Here is a 14782-nt window from a genome sequence, read left to right on the forward strand (position 1 = left end):
CCTCCGCCCCGCCTGAAGACGAGCATGTCTCCCGGCGCCTCTCGCGCAGCCGCAAAAACAGTCCCCGTTTTGCGGCTGCGCGCCCCTGTCCTGTCATCAGGGTTTGCCGTTACGTCATCAGAGAATCGATCGTCGAAACCAGCGTATCGTGCATGTAGGGCTTCGGCAGGAAGGCGGTATTGGCGGGCAGCGCCATCGGATCGAGCCGCACCATGCCCGAGGTGATGATGATGCCGATATTCGGTCGCATCGCCCTCACCCGATTGGCAAGCTGGAGACCGTCCATCGAACCGGCCATATTGACGTCGGTGAACAGGATATCGACATCCTGCCTGCCCTTCAGCACCACCAGAGCTTCGTCGGCATTCGCCGCTTCCAGCGCCACATGACCGACCTCTTCCAGCACATCGAGAATATTGAACCGGATCAGCGGTTCATCCTCCACGATGAGCACCACGGCACTGTTCGAAGCCACCATCTGCGATCGCCCTCTTCATGCGGAATGTGACTTGGATAAGTGTAGCCCGCGCGAGAAGGTTCCAGTGGCTGCCCACGAAATATGCATCGTCCACAGATGCTTGCGCTCACCGCTTGTGGCTCCCCCGGATTTGCGTTAGAGCGGAAACCGTGCTGCGGGAACCATTGCCCCGGCACCCAAGCGCCGGACACCCGACGCCAGGGCCTGTAGCTCAATGGTTAGAGCCGGCGGCTCATAACCGCTTGGTTGGGGGTTCGAGTCCCTCCGGGCCCACCATTTTTCTTTACCTTTCAAGGCTTTAAATGGCGGTTAGCCGGTAGGGTTAGCCGGACGGTTAGCCACGCCTCTTTTTGCCCTGCACAAGTCGTGTCACCTTGCTCATCCCGTCTTTGGCCAGAATCGCCTGTGAGGCCTCCCGGCTGTAGAGTTCCGCACGCTCGATATCGTCATGTCCGAGGGTTTCCATCAACTGGCGAGTGCTGGCGCCTCCCTCGGCAAGCAGCTTGCCAAGAGATTTTCGGAGCCCGTGCAAAGTGCATCCGGCTGCCATGCCCGCCATCTTTGTCCAGTGCGCCATCATGCCGGTAAGGGACTTCTCGCTGTATGGATTGCCATAGGCGTTCATCAGAACGAAATCCGTCGTTCGATCGAGCGGCGCAAGGATCTCCAGCAGCATCGGCGTGATCGGCAAGACCAGCTCTTTGTCGCCTTTCTTTGTCCTGATCACCACCTGGCCCCGGTCGAAATTGAACATCGGCCACGTCAAGCGAGAAACGTCCGACCGACGGTTTCCAAGCCATGGATTTTCCAAGGCCGCAGGTCCGCAACACTGGCTGCTATTTTGCCATGATCGGGAAGGTGTTTGCCCTCCTTTCAAGCTCGTCCACCCGGGCAATGACGTTCAAAACGGCATCGGCCTTACCCACGAAGATTTGGCGCGTCATGGGATCTCGCCCTCCGAAGTCGCCAAGCCCGATTTCTTCGCCCGGTTCGGAGCAAGCTTCATGGCTATCGCCCGCACAAAAAGGGCGGTCATGTTCGGGATGTCCACACCCTTACATTTCGTGGGCGGTCACTGTGATCTCACCACGATTACCGAGCATGGCGTTACCGTCGAAAGGCTCTGCACCTGGCCGGACAAGCTCGGCCGGCCGGTCGAATCCTTCGCTGCCGATGAGCCTGCCGGATGGTCAGGAGGTCGCGGGGTGAACCAGCTCGTCACGATCGACAACGGGGAAGTGCTGCTCCCGGACGAGGTGATTGACGTCTATATCCGTCGTTCACCGCTGCGACAGAAACGCGAGCATATCGCGGTGCCGGCAGGCCTGTCGGTTGAAGAGATTATCGCTTGCTGCGGGCTGGAGCCGCCGCGGCTGCATGTCTCAATTGCCGGCCATGTGATCGAACAGCGGAATTGGGCGCGCGTGCGCGTGAAGCCAGGTTTCTCCGTTGTCATCGTCAAGGTGCCGGGCAAGGGTGCTTTGCGCGCGATCGCCGGCCTTGTCGTCGCCCTTGTTGCGGCGGTTGCAGCTCCTTGGCTTGTGGGCACGGTGCTCGCCATCCCGGTCGGGGCTGCCGCTAGTGTAGCAACCGGCCTTATCGGCGCCGGCATCAGCTTAGGCGGATCTCTGACCATCGGAACTCTGTCGGGCTACGAGCAGGTGCTCTATGCGATCGATAGCGGAAGCGAGCCTTAGATGGGAGTGCGGCATTAGCCATGTCCGGACATCACCAAGACCGGGCGAAATATGTGGCCTGCGTTCTTTGGCTGATCGGCTATTCCTATGCAACGATCGGCAAGGTGCTGCAGCTCAAGCGTGGCCAGGTCGGTGGCATCATTGATCGCAGCGAATATGCCGGGCGATCGGCAATGAGCCGCGCACAGCGCGCGGCTCTGCTTAAGGACCTTGAGGAGATCCGATTCGAGGATGGCCGGCCGATTGATGGAGGCATCCTCGACCACGTCCAATTTAGCCCGCTTGCATGAACTCGGTTTGAGCGTCTTGATAAGGTTGATTGTCAGAATCGTTGAGATGCCATGCCGATCACAGAACACCCCATCTTCAAACAGCCACCCCGCGATGCCAAATTATGGCGCTACACTAATTTTCCGAAGTTTGTTTCTCTTATCACAACCAAAGCTCTGTTCTTTTCGAACGTCTATCATCTCAGCCGCGATGATCCATATGAAGGGGCGCTTCCGGCTGGCAATTTCGCTCATCGTGATTGGTCTATCGATACCCTGCCTTCTGATATCCGGCAGAGGATACAACGCGCTCGCTATAGCCACGATGAAAACGAACCTCTGGCGAGTAAGCTTCAGCGACATATTTCCGGCCAAAACGAGTTAATCCGTCACGTCTTGCGGTCCACCAAAGAGTATTTCATCAATTGCTGGCATCAATCGGAATATGAATCCGCGGCGATGTGGAAGCTATACGCTGAAGACAGTTTTGGAATAGCGATCGTCAGTAACCTCAGCAGGATCAGCGGCGCACTTTCGAGCGCTAGCGGCGATATCATGTGCGGCTTAGTCAACTACATCGATTATGAGAAGGACTTGCTCGATCTCGAAAACGCATTCACACCGATCATCTCTAAACGATTGAGCTTTGCGCATGAACGCGAAGTGCGTCTCCTTCATTGGGATACCTCGATCGGTGATGAACAAGTCTGGATGTTATGGAATGGCCAGCCCAAATTGATGTGGCAACCGAAGTCGCATGAAGATCACTATAAAATTGTGCCCCCAATGGGGAATATCTTCGCTTGTGACCTTGATGAACTCGTCCTGGAAATTAAGATCTCACCTACCGCCCCAGCATGGTTTGAAGCAGCCGTGCGAGATTTCTGCGACCTCGCCGGGTTTGATAAGCCCATAAGCAAGTCTTTATTGATGGGTTCGCCCATGCGCTAAAGCTGTCCCGAAAGGACTGCGGATCCTCAACAGGTTTGATTTCAAGGGCTTTGGGCTTCATCTGCCGAAGACTGGTCGGTGATAGCCATCACCTTCACCTGCGCGATTTGAGCTTCGAGGAGATCGGGTTCGAGAATGGAAGATCGCTCGATTGTGGCTTTTTAGCTAACGTCGTTCCGGGTTACCGATAGGTAGCTTCGGAGCGCTTCACCTCAACTTCAGGGTAGTTCATGTGGCGTAGGAAGCCACGCACCACGTCGCTCGTGGTGATGTTCTTGGGGCCAACGGTCACAGAAACTATTGCCTTTTTCTGTCGCTCCAAATTTATCGTTCTGAATGGCACCAAACGATCGCTCGCCGCCCGATATTCAAGGTCCTTATCTGACGCATGGAGCACAGGCACTACCAAGCGATGCTCGACTTCCTCCCTAAACGCTGGATTTTTCATCCGATACATGGGGCTAACGAGCGCAATCATCTTCATCATGATCTCTGGAAGATTCTTTTGATATTCGGTTCGGCGTGCGGCAAACTCCTCGTCACTTTCGATCAAGCTCTGAAATACGGGTCTTAAGCGGTCGTTTTCAACAGCTGGAACGATTTCACTGAAGACTGGCCTCAGTGCTTCGATTTGCAGTTCGAAATCATATTCGACTTTGAACATTTGAAAGGCTCTGACACCTTCAGCGTCTAGCCGGCCGCCGTATTCCGAAAGCACCTCGCGATCAAAACCGATGCAAAGCACGTCCGTCATCGGCATAACCCCGCCATTGACTCAACATATCCTCGCTCTCCGAGAGGCAGAACCCAAGGCCGTCAACGTTGTTCAAGATCGCGTCGGCATAGTCGAATACTTCAGCTTTTCGGAACTTCACCACCGGCGTTCGATCGCAAAGCTCACTCAGGACGCGGGTCAACCACTTCCCTTCCTGGTGTCGTTCGACATTGTCAAGGACGACATCCTGATGCTGCTGTGACGCACAATCGCTTCGAACGAATGAGTGGAGCAGTAGTGGTACAGAACGTTGGTCACTGGCGGCTCGTTTCTTCACGCCGGTAGATCCCAATCAGCGCGGCGAGTTCTCTCTGCGATACGTGTTTGTCCCCGCCAGGCGCATGGACGAACATGTCATACCCGAAGTGATTGCCGGCATCGTCGCTCACCGCTTTAACAGCGGCCTCGATTGAATCGTAGATATGGTGACCAACCCATTGGCCCTGCAGTTTGGCTTGCGGCTGTTCTACAAACCAAACCGTTAACTGGGTATCCTTGAATAGTTCTAGCCAGCCATCAACGTTTATTGTGTCCTGCGGCATCGTGGCGTCTCCATTTGCGTTCTGATGGACAACGAAACTAAGACGCGCAGTAAAAACCGATTCCATCAAGCCCAAAATTTATCAGAGGTTGTGGATTGCGTGGGCTCTAGGGACAGTGAGGAAAGGAACAGCCGGGGTTGGTTAGCCAACCCGGTTGGAACATAACGCGAAGGCAACGGGCTAACCGTGCTCCTAAACAGTTGAATTGCAGGCTTCGTCCCGGCCCTCCGGGCCCACCATTTTTGCAGTTGTCCCCATGTAGCCGCAGGCGAATCCGCAATTTTGACGCTACGTTCCAGAGTTTGAAGAACACCGCTTGAGCCCACGCGTTGACTACGGGGTCGCGGATGGAGCGACGGATGCAGCTACTCGTCGTCGAGACTCTACCGAAAATCTTCCGCGGTTCTCTCCCAGCAAGGATGCATCATTTTTAGAAAGCCGGCTCTGAACCGCTGCTCGGTTCGTCAGAATGATGCGGCAAGTGTCTCCGATAGCATCCGTTCAACATCTGCTATGGCGACAGACAAGTGGTTGCAACGGCTTCGCTGCTTCGATCCTGACCAGAGCTAGATCGTTCGTGGCGTCAATCCGGGGATCAGCGGCGTCACCCCTGCCCTTTATTTCGATGCGCTTGCATCCCTGGGCGACGTGCGCGTTTGTTAGCAGCCAGCCATCCGGGGTTACTGCGAAACCGGTACCCGACGACGTCGGGGCATCGGCAAGGCATGTGGAAGCAAGGGCAGCGGAAAAGAAGGCGCTCAAGATCGAGCGACGCACGGTTACCATTAGTGTATCCCCAGTTGTCTGGAGCTTAAACCTTTGACCGAGCGCTTTTCAACCAACTCTTGCAGTCAGGCTTAATCGAAGGATTTTGTTGGCATTGTCATGAAACGCAAAAGCCCCGCTTTTTCGGCGGGGCCTTCGTCCTGCTGATCCGACAGACAGTTCTTAGAACTTCACGCCGATTCCGAACTTGAGTTCGTGCTGGTCGAGGTCGACATCAACGCCGAGAATGTCTTTCTCGCCGAAGTCATTATACCGATACTCGCCGCGGGCGAAGATGTTGTTGGTGATGGCAAAGTCGACGCCAGCGCCGACGGTGTAACCGTTGAAGGTTTCCGTTTCTTTGTCAAACCCCGGCGCGTCCACGTATCCGCGCGTCGCGGTCCAACCAGCTGCGCCGTAAAGCAACGCTCTGTCGAAGGCGTAGCCGACACGGCCACGAACAGCGCCGGCCCAATCGGTCCCAACGTCCGCCCCCAGCGCTTCCTCTTCGTTCCAGTTGTGTTCGAGGTTGCCCTCGATACCGACAACGAAGTTGTTGTCGAACTGGAAATTGTAACCCACAAAACCACCGAAGACGCCGCCGTTGAAATCCTGAGAATCGCTGGCCCCGCCGACGCTGAAGTCACCGTTTAGCCAGCTGGCGCCGCCATCGATACCGAGATAAGGACCTGACCAGGTGAAAGCCGGCGCAGCCGCAACAGGTGCGGCCGGGATGTCCTCTACGGCATCCGCCGCAAACGCGGTCGTTGCGACAAGTGCTAGAAAAGTGGTGGCGATCGTTAGCTTCATTTTCGTTTACCCCATGCCTTACAACACGCCAGAGGATACAGCCCAACTCAACAAATAGCTGTAACGCTAAAGACGCACTCGCAGAGCTATACGATTAGAGAACATATGCGCCAAAGTGGTCGTGACAAGTATCGCGCCACCTAATAACTGCAAGACCGCCCGTCGCTAGGTCTAAATCCACCCCCACACGCGGGATTAAGCGGCTGACGCTCATAATAACCGCCATAACCGCCGCCGATCGACGACGTCTGGTCGACGCTTCCGGACGAAGTGCAACCCGAAATGATCGTAGCAAGGCTGATCAGCGTTCCGGTCGCGATAAATGCGAAAAATCGGTTCATCTGAGCTTCTCCTTCGGAGGGCATGGTTTTACCCCAAGCGGGCAATCTACCACGCCACGGCGACCACAGACGAGGATTTATAGCAGCCGACCGCCCTCGACGAGCGTTTCTAACGCCAATGTGATCACCTTTTAGGCCAGCCACCCTCAAGCCATGCACTGTCACATAACTGTCATGCAAAATTGCCCATTGTTATGGCAGCCTGGGCAAAATATATGCTGCCGGCTAACAAAAAAAAGAATGAGTGAACTGCCATGAGTGCCATACAGAAACTTTTCCACCGCAATCTCCTCACCCGTTTCGTCGCCGGTCTCGGCGCTGTTCCCCAACGTATTCGGAACGCACGCGAGGAGCGCAAGCCCGCCATCCACCCATCGTTCATGGACGATTTCGGCGCCTAGTAGGACAATTGGCGAGTCAACAGACTCGTCTGCTCCCGCGATTATGTCCTCCAATGTCATTCCAGTTGATATCTGATGGGAAGCCGCCAGCGGCTTCTGATCAAGTTGCGGCGGAAAATTCCTTCCGGAACCAGATCCGGTCAACGGGCCGGCCTCCGGCATGTCCGCTGATCCTGCCGAATTCGACATATCCGAGCCTCGGGTAAAAGTCCGGGGCCTGGGTCGAGAGTGTGTCGACACAGGCCGTGACGGCGGCGCGGCGGCGTCCTTCTTCTTCCGCCGCCGCCATCAGTTTCCGGCCGATGCCGCTCAGGCGCAGCGATTTTTCGACCCACAGATTGCCGATGAAAAGAACCGAGAAGGAAACGGACGCCGTTATTGCGGCGACAAGCCTTCCGTTTTCCCGCCAGACGATGGCAAAAGCCTCGCGTCTGATCTCAGCGCTCTCGTTGAAGGCGTTCAGGCCATTGGAAATCGCGGTGGCGATCTCGGACGGGACGGGATCGAGCGTTTCGAACATTGCTTCCTCGTCGTCGATGATCGCCAGATAATAGTGAGCCGTCGGTTCCGATCCAGCCGTTTCGGCTTTTAAGGTCGGCGGACGGCCTCCGGGTTCAAGCTCCAACGCAGGCGCCCCTTAGATTTTTCTCTCGCTACGCATGCGCCTGTCTTTTCCGCCGCAATAGCTTCACAATCAACCGACAGAAAGCTGTTCCGGGAAACGACAACCAAGGAATGAAAACATGGCGCCGATTTATACCAAAACTGTCCTGATGACCGCCCTTCTGGCGCTGCCGCTTGCCGCCGCAGCGCCCGCCTTCGCGCAGGAGGCAAAGCCGCGAGAGCCGGTGATTTCGGTGACCGGCGATGGCGAATCCTCCGTCGCTCCCGATATGGCTGTCGTCAATCTCGCCGTCGTCAAGCAGGCGAAAACCGCCCGCGAAGCGCTCGATGAGAATAACAAGGCGATGAACGACGTGCTTGCCGCGCTGAAGAGCGGCGGCATCGCCGAGCGCGACCTCCAGACCTCGGGCTTTTCCATCCAGCCGCAATACAATTATCCGCAGCCGGTCGACGGCCAACAGCAGCAGCCGCAGCTGATCGGCTACCAGACCATCAATTCGGTCACCGTCAGGCTGCGCGATCTCGCCAAGCTCGGCGCGGTGATCGACCAGTCCGTCAGCCTCGGCATCAACCAGGGCGGCGAAATCCAGTTCACCAACGACAAGCCGGACGCCGCGATCGAAGAGGCACGCAAGGCCGCCGTCGCCGATGCCGTCAAGAGGGCGAAGACGCTGAGTGAAGCCGCCGGCGTCAAGCTCGGCCGCATTCTCGAGATCAACGAGAATGTGCCGCGCGCAATGCCGCAGCCGGTCTATCGCGCCACGATGATGAAGGAGGCCTCCGACGCTGCCGTTCCCGTCCAGGGCGGCGAGAATAATTACAATGTCAGCGTCACCGTGACCTTCGCGATCGAGCAATAAAATGAAAGTGCCGCGCGTCTTTTCAGATGCGCGGCGCTGTAAAAAGATTTTCAAAAAGAAAACCGCCCTTGCCGATCCGGGGAGACGGGCAAAGGCGGTTCTTAGCCGCCGCATCGGGGAGACGGGGCGGCGTTTTCTTCCATTGATTAGCGGCGGCGCAGGGCGGGGCAACCCCGCACATTGCCGAAGCTCATTTCATCGGGACCGCGACGCGTCCAGCCCTGGACGATCACGCGGCGCGGGGTGATGTCGACAACCCGGGCGCGGCGCAAGCCGTAATCCCGGGCGAGGTTTTCGGCAAGCTGCGGATTGCAGCCGCGCGACGGGCGGCCGTAGCCTCGCGGCGGAGGCGGACGGCGGTAATCCTGCGGCGGACCACGGTCCGGCTCGCCAATAATGATATTCAACTGCGCTGCGGCCGGGGCCACCGTACCGGCAAGAGTACCGGCTGTCAGCATGACGGCAAGACCCGCCTTTGCCAGAAACTGCATCATCGAAAAACCTTTTCGTTTGAAAGTCGGGCCGGTCGAGCCGCCCTCCCATTACTCCGCATGACGCCGAAGCGTCATTTGGGAATCACTCATACAGGTCAGAGAAGAGACGGCTGAAAGTGTCACCGTCAAGGCAAAAACGGACCGGAAGCGCCGCATCGGCGCCTCCGGCCGCAGTCCTCAGCGCCGGATCAGCGGGCAGCCGCGGACATTCGCGAAGGTGATCCTGTCCCAGCCGCGGCGGTCGCGTCCTGCGACGACGACAACGCGCGGCGACATGCGGGTGATATGGGCTCTCCGCAGGCCGAAATCACGCGCCTTGCGCACCGCGTGCATCGGCGAGCAGCCGCGGATCGGGCGATGATACTGCGCCTCGACGACGAAGTTCGTCTGCGGTCCGGCGGCGGCCGCCGTGGAAACAGTGGCCGGAATAGTGCAGAGGGCGAGCAAAGCCGCAAGCGAAGCCTTGGTCAGGAAATGCGTCATGGGATGTCTCCGTCGATTGAATTCCAAGCTCTCCCTTCAGGGATTGTCTCGACAGTAGACCCAGCAAACTGAATGGCGTTCGAACCGGGCATTCAGTTTGCATTCACAACGATTAACTCTTTCAATCGCTGAGATGCAGCACGATTTCGCGCCGGTGCGGCCGGTCTCGATGTTCAAAGAGATAGAGCCCCTGCCAGGTGCCGAGCATCAACCGCCCCCTGGCGACGGGAATGCCGATCGAGACCTGCGTCAGCGCCGCCTTGATATGCGCCGGCATGTCGTCCGGCCCCTCGGCCCTGTGCACGACCCAGCCCATCTCGGGATCGGAGGCCGGCGGCACGAGGCGGCGGAAGAAGGAGAGAAGATCGGTGCGCACATCGGGATCGGCATTTTCCTGGATCAGCAGCGAGCAGGATGTGTGGCGCACGAAGACCGTGAGAAGCCCCTCCTCTTGCGCCGACGCGCTGACGAAGGCCTCCGCTTGGTGGGTGAACTCGTAAAGGCCCTGTCCGCGTGTGGACAAGGTGAGGATCGTCTGGGGCAAGGCGCTCTCCGCTTCGAGATAACATCTCTCGCGAGTTGGCGCGCCGCTTGCCGCAAGTCAAGCTCGCGCGGGGCAAAGTCAAGCTTGCCCGGGCGATCAGAGCCTGAGCAGCGTCTCGAAGCCGCCATAGATCATCCGCTTGCCGTCGAACGGCATCTGCCACTGGTCGCCCTTGAGCCTGGGATCGGCCATCACCTTGGCATTGATATCGTCGCGCTCCTGGCGCGAGCCGTAGACGATCCAGGAAAACACCACCACCTCGTCCTCCTTCGCCTGCACGGCGCGGGGAAAGGAGGTCAACTCGCCATAGGGCACGTCGTCGCCGATACATTCCACATATTCGAGAGCGCCATATTCCTTCCAGATCGAGCCGGCGAAGGTCGAGAATTCCTTGTAGGCCTCGATATTCCCCTTCGGAACCGCCACGACGAAACCATCGACATAGGACATCTCGCTCCTCCTTTGCGTCTCTGCGCCTTGTTATCGCGGAGGAGATAGGACGGCGGCCAGGCAGGTCCAGGGACGAAGCGCTCAACCGCCTTTTCATCTCGGATTTGCGCCGCTGTCGATCGTCCATTCGATTCGTGAGGTTTGACCCCGATCCGGTTTTCCGCTTTACCGGCTTTGCAGAGCAATCCTTCGAGTGAGCATCGGGCGGGACACCATGATTAGAGCGGTCCTTTTTGATCTTGACGAGACCCTCATCGACAAGACCGCTACCGTCCTCACCTTCCTGCCGCTCCAGTATCAGCGATTTCGTCTTGGCGAGCACGGTGTCGAGGAACAGCGCTACATTGCTGAATTCCTGCGGTTGGAGAAAGCCGGGCTGGTCAGAAAGCGCGATCTTTATCCGCGCTTGGCGGAGACATTCGGTCTTCCAGGCGAGCTTGCTGCAGCCCTCTTCCACGACTTCGAGACAGTGTATCCCGGCATGGCTGTTCCCATGTCAGGGGCAAAACAGACCATTTCGGCGCTGAAGCAATACGGCGTTCTAATCGGCGTCGTCAGCAATGGCGAAGGCAATGTTCAGCTACCGAAAATCGCGGCGGCGGGACTGAACGAAGGGCTCGACCTGGTGGTCATTTCAGGAGATATCGGCCTTCGCAAACCGGCGCGGGAAATTTTCGAGCTGGCTGCTGGCCGTCTCGACCTGCCGGTCGACAACTGTCTCTTCGTCGGCGACAATCCCGAGGCCGATATTCTTGGAGCAGACAACGCCGGCATGCATGCCGTCTATTGCGGCCCGAAAAACGCCTGGCCCGCTTCGCTGCCCTCGCCGCGGTATCGAATAGAGTTGCTGCCGCAACTGATAGCCCTTGTCCGCGATCTGAACGCACTCACCGAGGATTGATAGCGACGAAGCACCCGCTCCCAAAGGTGACACCCATGCATTTGGCTGCAACCTGATAGCCGCACCCGAGCTTCTGGGCTCGGCCTTGAGAAGGTCGCCCGTTATCCGCTTCGGCCCTATTATGGTCCATTGACCAGCTTGAGGATGAGCTGCTGGATATTGCCGCCATCACCCATTTCGATCTTGTCGAAGTCGCGGCCGCGCTGGCGTTGTCTTTGGGAGATCTCGCCAAGGCGGCGTGTCAGCTCGATTCTGATCTTCTTGCAATCGGGATCGTCGGCAACGGTGAGGCCGATGCTCGTCGCCTCGATCTCCTTGACCATCTCCTTGATGGTCTCGCCATGCACCCGCTCATGCGCCTGCACACCTGATATGAAGGCCTCCCAGCTGCTCTTCACGGCGGCCGGCAGCGCAGCAGATGGTTTCGGCAGCGTATAGGTGATGATGAGCTTCGGCCGGTTGGTCACGATCACGCAGGCATTGCCCTGCGGTTCGTATTTCCTGGTCCAGGTCAGCTTGAACGTCGTATGCGCGATTGCCCGGCCGAAGCCGCCCGCCTTCGGCCCACGCTCGCCGATCGATGCATAGAGCCCGGCCCCCGACGTGCCTGATATCGAATAGGGCCGCACCTCTTCGACCGCCTGCCACTCGGCCAGCGCCACCGCCGGCACCGACGTGAAAACCGCCGCAAGCACATAGGATAGAAAATTTGTCGTCACGCGCGGCTCCGCCGAATGATGTTTCGGGCCGAACCTAACGGGAGCGGTCACCGCTTTCAACGCGTCATGCATGTGTTAGCCCTGCAGCGTCTTGACCTTGGTGAGATCGGGGAAGAGCCGCATCCACAGGAGCACGACGACGATCGTGCCGAGCCCGCCGACGACGCCTGTGGCGACCGGCCCGAGGGCTGCCGCCATCATGCCGGATTCAAATTCGCCGAGCTGGTTGGAGGTGCCGATGAACAGCGAGTTGACGGCACTGACACGACCACGCATTTCGTCCGGCGTCAGAAGCTGCACCAGCGAACTGCGCACGACGACGCTCACCGTATCGGACGCGCCGATGACGAACAGTGCCAGCACGGACAGCGCGATATTGGTGGAGAGCGAGAAGACGATGGTGGCGACGCCGAACACGGCGACGGCGGCCAGCATCTTGCGCCCGACATTGCTGCTCAGTGGCCGGCGGGCGAGCATGATCGACATGGCAAGCGCGCCGACCGCCGGGGCCGCGCGGAGAAAACCGAGGCCCCATGGACCGGCATGCAGGATATCGCTGGCGAACATCGGCAGCAGCGCCGTCGCGCCGCCGAGCAGCACCGCGAAGAGATCGAGCGAGATCGTCCCGAGCATCACCGGCCGGCTGCGGATGAAGGAGACGCCGGCAAAGACCGAGGCGAGCGTCACCGGCTCGCGCTTGGCAGGGCTCCATTGCATGCGGATCGAGATGACGTTGAAGCTTGCAACGGCAAAGAGCAGCGCGGATATAGCGAAAGGCGCGACGGGGTGGAGGCCATAAAGCAGGCCGCCGAGCGAGGGGCCGATGATCATCGCCGTCTGCATCAACGAGGTCGAGGTTGCGACCGCCTTCTGCAACATCGAGGCCGGCACGATGTTCGGCAGCAGGGCCGCCATGGTTGGGCGCTCGAAGGCGACAACGGCGCCGAGCACGGTGACTGCGGCAAGGATGCCGGCCGGTGTCAGCCATTGCTGCCAGGTGGCAACCGCCAGCACCAGCGCCGTCAACGCTTCGATCAACTGGCAGACGAGCCCGATGCGCCGCCGGTCGAACCGGTCGGCGACATGGCCGACGACGAAGGTCAGCACCGCCATCGGCAGAAACTGGCACAAGCCGACGAGGCCGAGCGCAAAGGCGCTGTGCGTCTGGTCGTAGATCATCCACCCCATGGCGATGCCAATGGACTGGAAGGAAAGCGAGGAAAAAACGCGGGAGGCGGCGAAGTTCAGATAGCCGGGGTGGCGAAGAACGCTCCCCGGTCCTTGGGATATGTCCATTGCGATGTCACCGGCCGGCTACGGTCGCGCCAGCCTTATAGGAGTTTTAAGAAGGTCGAGGCGGTGTTCTGCCCGAATGGTCGAATTGTCAATCGCAATGAGCTGGTGTCAGCGGATTGTGTGATACCTCGTTCTTAGCGTGGTTCCCTGAAGATGCTGAGATAGCCAGGATCGAATTCGGCGATTTCCTGCAGGCGTTCCCAGTCGACGATGGTGATCGTCCGGTTCTCCCAGGTGAACACGCCCTCGCGCCTCAGCGCCTGCAAAGTCTTGTTCAGGTGGACGACGGAGACGCCGAGCACGTCGGCCATCTCGATCTGCGTCAACGGAAACTGGAAGCTTGCCCCCCGCGTCCGCTTCACCACCTGCAGCCGCACGAAGAGTTCGCAGACGAGATGGGCGATATGGGCGCGCTTGGAGCGCCGGCCCATGGCGACGATCCACTCGCGGTGGATGGCGCCATCGACCAGCGTATCGAGCCAGAGCAGCCGCGTCAGATGCGGCATGCGCTCGGTGATCGCCTTGAGATCGGCGTGATCGGCGAACGCAACATGACAGGACGACAGCGCGACGATGCCGTGATCCATCTTTTTGATCGGGAAAGCATGCAGATCGACGAAATCGCCGGCGACATGCAGCGCGGTGATCTGGCGGCTGCCATCGGCCATCACCTTATAGCGCGCCGCAAAACCATCGAGCAGCAGTGTGCTGTAGCCCGGTCGGCTCCCTTCGGAGACGAGATCCTCCCCGGCAGCAAAATACCTGTCTTTGACGATGATCGCTCTGAGATGGCTTTCCTCTTCGGCCGACAGCACATCGCGGCTGCCAAGATTCAGCAGCAGGGGTTCAATCACGGTCTTGCCCGCCGATATCGCAAGAGTTCCGGACCATTTCGATGCGACCTGTATTTTCTATAAGAATCAATGCCTAGCCTCGGGAACAATTGTCTTCATCTGTGATTTCTCCCTGTGACCCGCAGGAAAAAACATGGCTCGCTACTATTTCGATCTACACAACGGCGAAGGTCCCACGCGCGACGAGCACGGTACCGAGCTCAAATCTCGTGAAGACATTCCGAAAGAGCTGACCCGCATCCTTCTGGATGTGGCCCGCGACGAATTGCCGGCGGGTGATCGCATGACCATCGCCATCACCGTTCGCGACGAAAGCGGCGATCCGGTCACGGTTGCGAGCCTCGTCTTCAGCAATGAATGGCTCGACGTCTTACGATAGCGGCTGCCGTTTAAGGGCTGCCGACGGTCACTCCTACGCATCAATCCGACTCGGTCGATTGGCGCGACGCTAAGACCCGCCTTCATAGCCGGCAATTAAATTTGACATAGTCTTTTGATTGCTTTGGCCTGGATCGACAGGGATCGCAG

At 58.5% G+C, this 14782-nt stretch carries 23 protein-coding genes and 1 tRNA gene; 9 read left to right on the forward strand and 15 right to left on the reverse strand.

The window, feature by feature from the left end:
• Window positions 1-109: 109 nt before the first annotated feature.
• Window positions 110-478 carry a response regulator gene (locus RlegSU303_RS15730; RefSeq protein WP_017961379.1) on the reverse strand — a complete coding sequence of 123 codons (369 nt, stop codon included), beginning with the start codon at window positions 476-478 and terminating at the stop codon, window positions 110-112.
• A gap of 200 nt (window positions 479-678) precedes the next feature.
• Between RlegSU303_RS15730 and RlegSU303_RS15735 the strand changes: the two genes are divergently transcribed.
• Window positions 679-754, forward strand: a tRNA-Ile gene (locus tag RlegSU303_RS15735).
• Between the two features lie 58 nt (window positions 755-812).
• Here the strand turns inward: RlegSU303_RS15735 and RlegSU303_RS15740 are convergent.
• Entirely contained in the window at window positions 813-1232 is a 420-nt protein-coding gene (locus tag RlegSU303_RS15740) for a tyrosine-type recombinase/integrase (protein ID WP_131720201.1), read from the reverse strand.
• Here RlegSU303_RS15740 and RlegSU303_RS15745 point away from each other — a divergent pair.
• The 3 genes from RlegSU303_RS15745 to RlegSU303_RS15755 are packed head-to-tail and all read left to right on the forward strand — an operon-like array spanning window position 1159 to window position 3395.
• Entirely contained in the window at window positions 1159-2175 is a 1017-nt protein-coding gene (locus RlegSU303_RS15745; RefSeq protein WP_231283212.1) for a hypothetical protein, read from the forward strand. The two genes, RlegSU303_RS15740 and RlegSU303_RS15745, sit on opposite strands and share 74 nt — an antisense overlap.
• Window positions 2176-2195: 20 nt before the next feature.
• Window positions 2196-2465, forward strand: a complete 270-nt coding sequence (locus RlegSU303_RS15750) for a hypothetical protein (protein ID WP_131720200.1) — start codon at window positions 2196-2198, stop codon at window positions 2463-2465.
• Window positions 2466-2516: 51 nt separating this feature from the next.
• Window positions 2517-3395 (forward strand): DUF2971 domain-containing protein, encoded by an 879-nt coding sequence (locus tag RlegSU303_RS15755; protein WP_131720199.1) that lies wholly within the window; start codon window positions 2517-2519, stop codon window positions 3393-3395.
• A gap of 181 nt (window positions 3396-3576) precedes the next feature.
• Here RlegSU303_RS15755 and RlegSU303_RS15760 read toward each other — a convergent pair whose 3' ends face one another.
• The gene (locus RlegSU303_RS15760; protein ID WP_131720198.1) at window positions 3577-4149 is read right to left on the reverse strand and encodes a hypothetical protein; all 573 of its coding nucleotides are present in this window, start codon (window positions 4147-4149) and stop codon (window positions 3577-3579) included.
• Between RlegSU303_RS15760 and RlegSU303_RS15765 the strand changes: the two genes are divergently transcribed.
• Window positions 4130-4372 (forward strand): hypothetical protein, encoded by a 243-nt coding sequence (locus tag RlegSU303_RS15765; RefSeq protein ID WP_131720197.1) that lies wholly within the window; start codon window positions 4130-4132, stop codon window positions 4370-4372. The genes RlegSU303_RS15760 and RlegSU303_RS15765 overlap by 20 nt on opposite strands.
• A 52-nt stretch (window positions 4373-4424) precedes the next feature.
• On the opposite strand, the gene RlegSU303_RS15770 is transcribed toward RlegSU303_RS15765, so the two are convergent.
• The 4 genes from RlegSU303_RS15770 to RlegSU303_RS15780 form a co-directional block, all read right to left on the reverse strand.
• Window positions 4425-4712, reverse strand: coding sequence for a hypothetical protein (locus RlegSU303_RS15770; protein WP_131720196.1), 288 nt, complete (start codon window positions 4710-4712; stop codon window positions 4425-4427).
• A 501-nt stretch (window positions 4713-5213) separates the two neighbouring features.
• Window positions 5214-5498 (reverse strand): trypsin-like peptidase domain-containing protein, encoded by a 285-nt coding sequence (locus tag RlegSU303_RS34380; protein WP_331275220.1) that lies wholly within the window; start codon window positions 5496-5498, stop codon window positions 5214-5216.
• A 162-nt stretch (window positions 5499-5660) separates the two neighbouring features.
• Window positions 5661-6287: an outer membrane protein gene (locus tag RlegSU303_RS15775; RefSeq protein WP_131720195.1), complete on the reverse strand. Its 627-nt coding sequence runs from the start codon at window positions 6285-6287 to the stop codon at window positions 5661-5663.
• Between the two features lie 140 nt (window positions 6288-6427).
• Window positions 6428-6628, reverse strand: a complete 201-nt coding sequence (locus RlegSU303_RS15780) for a hypothetical protein (protein ID WP_131720194.1) — start codon at window positions 6626-6628, stop codon at window positions 6428-6430.
• A 254-nt stretch (window positions 6629-6882) separates the two neighbouring features.
• Between RlegSU303_RS15780 and RlegSU303_RS15785 the strand changes: the two genes are divergently transcribed.
• Window positions 6883-7029 (forward strand): hypothetical protein, encoded by a 147-nt coding sequence (locus tag RlegSU303_RS15785; protein ID WP_165507546.1) that lies wholly within the window; start codon window positions 6883-6885, stop codon window positions 7027-7029.
• 100 nt (window positions 7030-7129) lie between these two features.
• Here the strand turns inward: RlegSU303_RS15785 and RlegSU303_RS15790 are convergent, their stop codons facing one another.
• Window positions 7130-7576 (reverse strand): GNAT family N-acetyltransferase, encoded by a 447-nt coding sequence (locus RlegSU303_RS15790; RefSeq protein ID WP_131720227.1) that lies wholly within the window; start codon window positions 7574-7576, stop codon window positions 7130-7132.
• 196 nt (window positions 7577-7772) lie between these two features.
• Between RlegSU303_RS15790 and RlegSU303_RS15795 the strand changes: the two genes are divergently transcribed.
• Entirely contained in the window at window positions 7773-8513 is a 741-nt protein-coding gene (locus RlegSU303_RS15795; RefSeq protein WP_131720193.1) for an SIMPL domain-containing protein, read from the forward strand.
• A 146-nt stretch (window positions 8514-8659) separates the two neighbouring features.
• On the opposite strand, the gene RlegSU303_RS15800 is transcribed toward RlegSU303_RS15795, so the two are convergent.
• From RlegSU303_RS15800 to RlegSU303_RS15815, 4 genes are all read right to left on the reverse strand, one after another.
• Window positions 8660-9007 (reverse strand): hypothetical protein, encoded by a 348-nt coding sequence (locus RlegSU303_RS15800; protein WP_131720192.1) that lies wholly within the window; start codon window positions 9005-9007, stop codon window positions 8660-8662.
• 177 nt (window positions 9008-9184) lie between these two features.
• Window positions 9185-9490, reverse strand: a complete 306-nt coding sequence (locus tag RlegSU303_RS15805) for a hypothetical protein (RefSeq protein WP_003541573.1) — start codon at window positions 9488-9490, stop codon at window positions 9185-9187.
• A gap of 121 nt (window positions 9491-9611) precedes the next feature.
• Window positions 9612-10034 carry a secondary thiamine-phosphate synthase enzyme YjbQ gene (locus tag RlegSU303_RS15810; RefSeq protein ID WP_131720191.1) on the reverse strand — a complete coding sequence of 141 codons (423 nt, stop codon included), beginning with the start codon at window positions 10032-10034 and terminating at the stop codon, window positions 9612-9614.
• 96 nt (window positions 10035-10130) lie between these two features.
• Entirely contained in the window at window positions 10131-10484 is a 354-nt protein-coding gene (locus RlegSU303_RS15815) for a DUF1428 domain-containing protein (protein WP_131720190.1), read from the reverse strand.
• A gap of 214 nt (window positions 10485-10698) precedes the next feature.
• On the opposite strand from RlegSU303_RS15815, the gene RlegSU303_RS15820 reads away from it, so the two are divergent.
• Window positions 10699-11385 carry an HAD family hydrolase gene (locus RlegSU303_RS15820; protein WP_131720189.1) on the forward strand — a complete coding sequence of 229 codons (687 nt, stop codon included), beginning with the start codon at window positions 10699-10701 and terminating at the stop codon, window positions 11383-11385.
• A 119-nt stretch (window positions 11386-11504) separates the two neighbouring features.
• Here RlegSU303_RS15820 and RlegSU303_RS15825 read toward each other — a convergent pair whose 3' ends face one another.
• From RlegSU303_RS15825 to RlegSU303_RS15835, 3 genes are all read right to left on the reverse strand, one after another.
• On the reverse strand, window positions 11505-12176 hold the full coding sequence (locus RlegSU303_RS15825) for a DUF922 domain-containing Zn-dependent protease (RefSeq protein WP_205928089.1): 672 nt from the start codon (window positions 12174-12176) through the stop codon (window positions 11505-11507).
• 3 nt (window positions 12177-12179) lie between these two features.
• Complete coding sequence (locus tag RlegSU303_RS15830; RefSeq protein ID WP_131720187.1) at window positions 12180-13400, reverse strand: MFS transporter; 1221 nt, start codon at window positions 13398-13400, stop codon at window positions 12180-12182.
• 134 nt (window positions 13401-13534) lie between these two features.
• Window positions 13535-14254: a Crp/Fnr family transcriptional regulator gene (locus RlegSU303_RS15835; RefSeq protein ID WP_062945243.1), complete on the reverse strand. Its 720-nt coding sequence runs from the start codon at window positions 14252-14254 to the stop codon at window positions 13535-13537.
• A 133-nt stretch (window positions 14255-14387) separates the two neighbouring features.
• On the opposite strand from RlegSU303_RS15835, the gene RlegSU303_RS15840 reads away from it, so the two are divergent.
• Entirely contained in the window at window positions 14388-14633 is a 246-nt protein-coding gene (locus RlegSU303_RS15840; RefSeq protein ID WP_131720186.1) for a DUF6894 family protein, read from the forward strand.
• The last annotated feature ends 149 nt before the right edge of the window (window positions 14634-14782 follow it).

Origin of the sequence: Rhizobium sp. SU303 (genome assembly GCF_021052345.1) — a bacterium.
GTDB classification, from domain to species: Bacteria; Pseudomonadota; Alphaproteobacteria; order Rhizobiales; family Rhizobiaceae; genus Rhizobium; species Rhizobium laguerreae.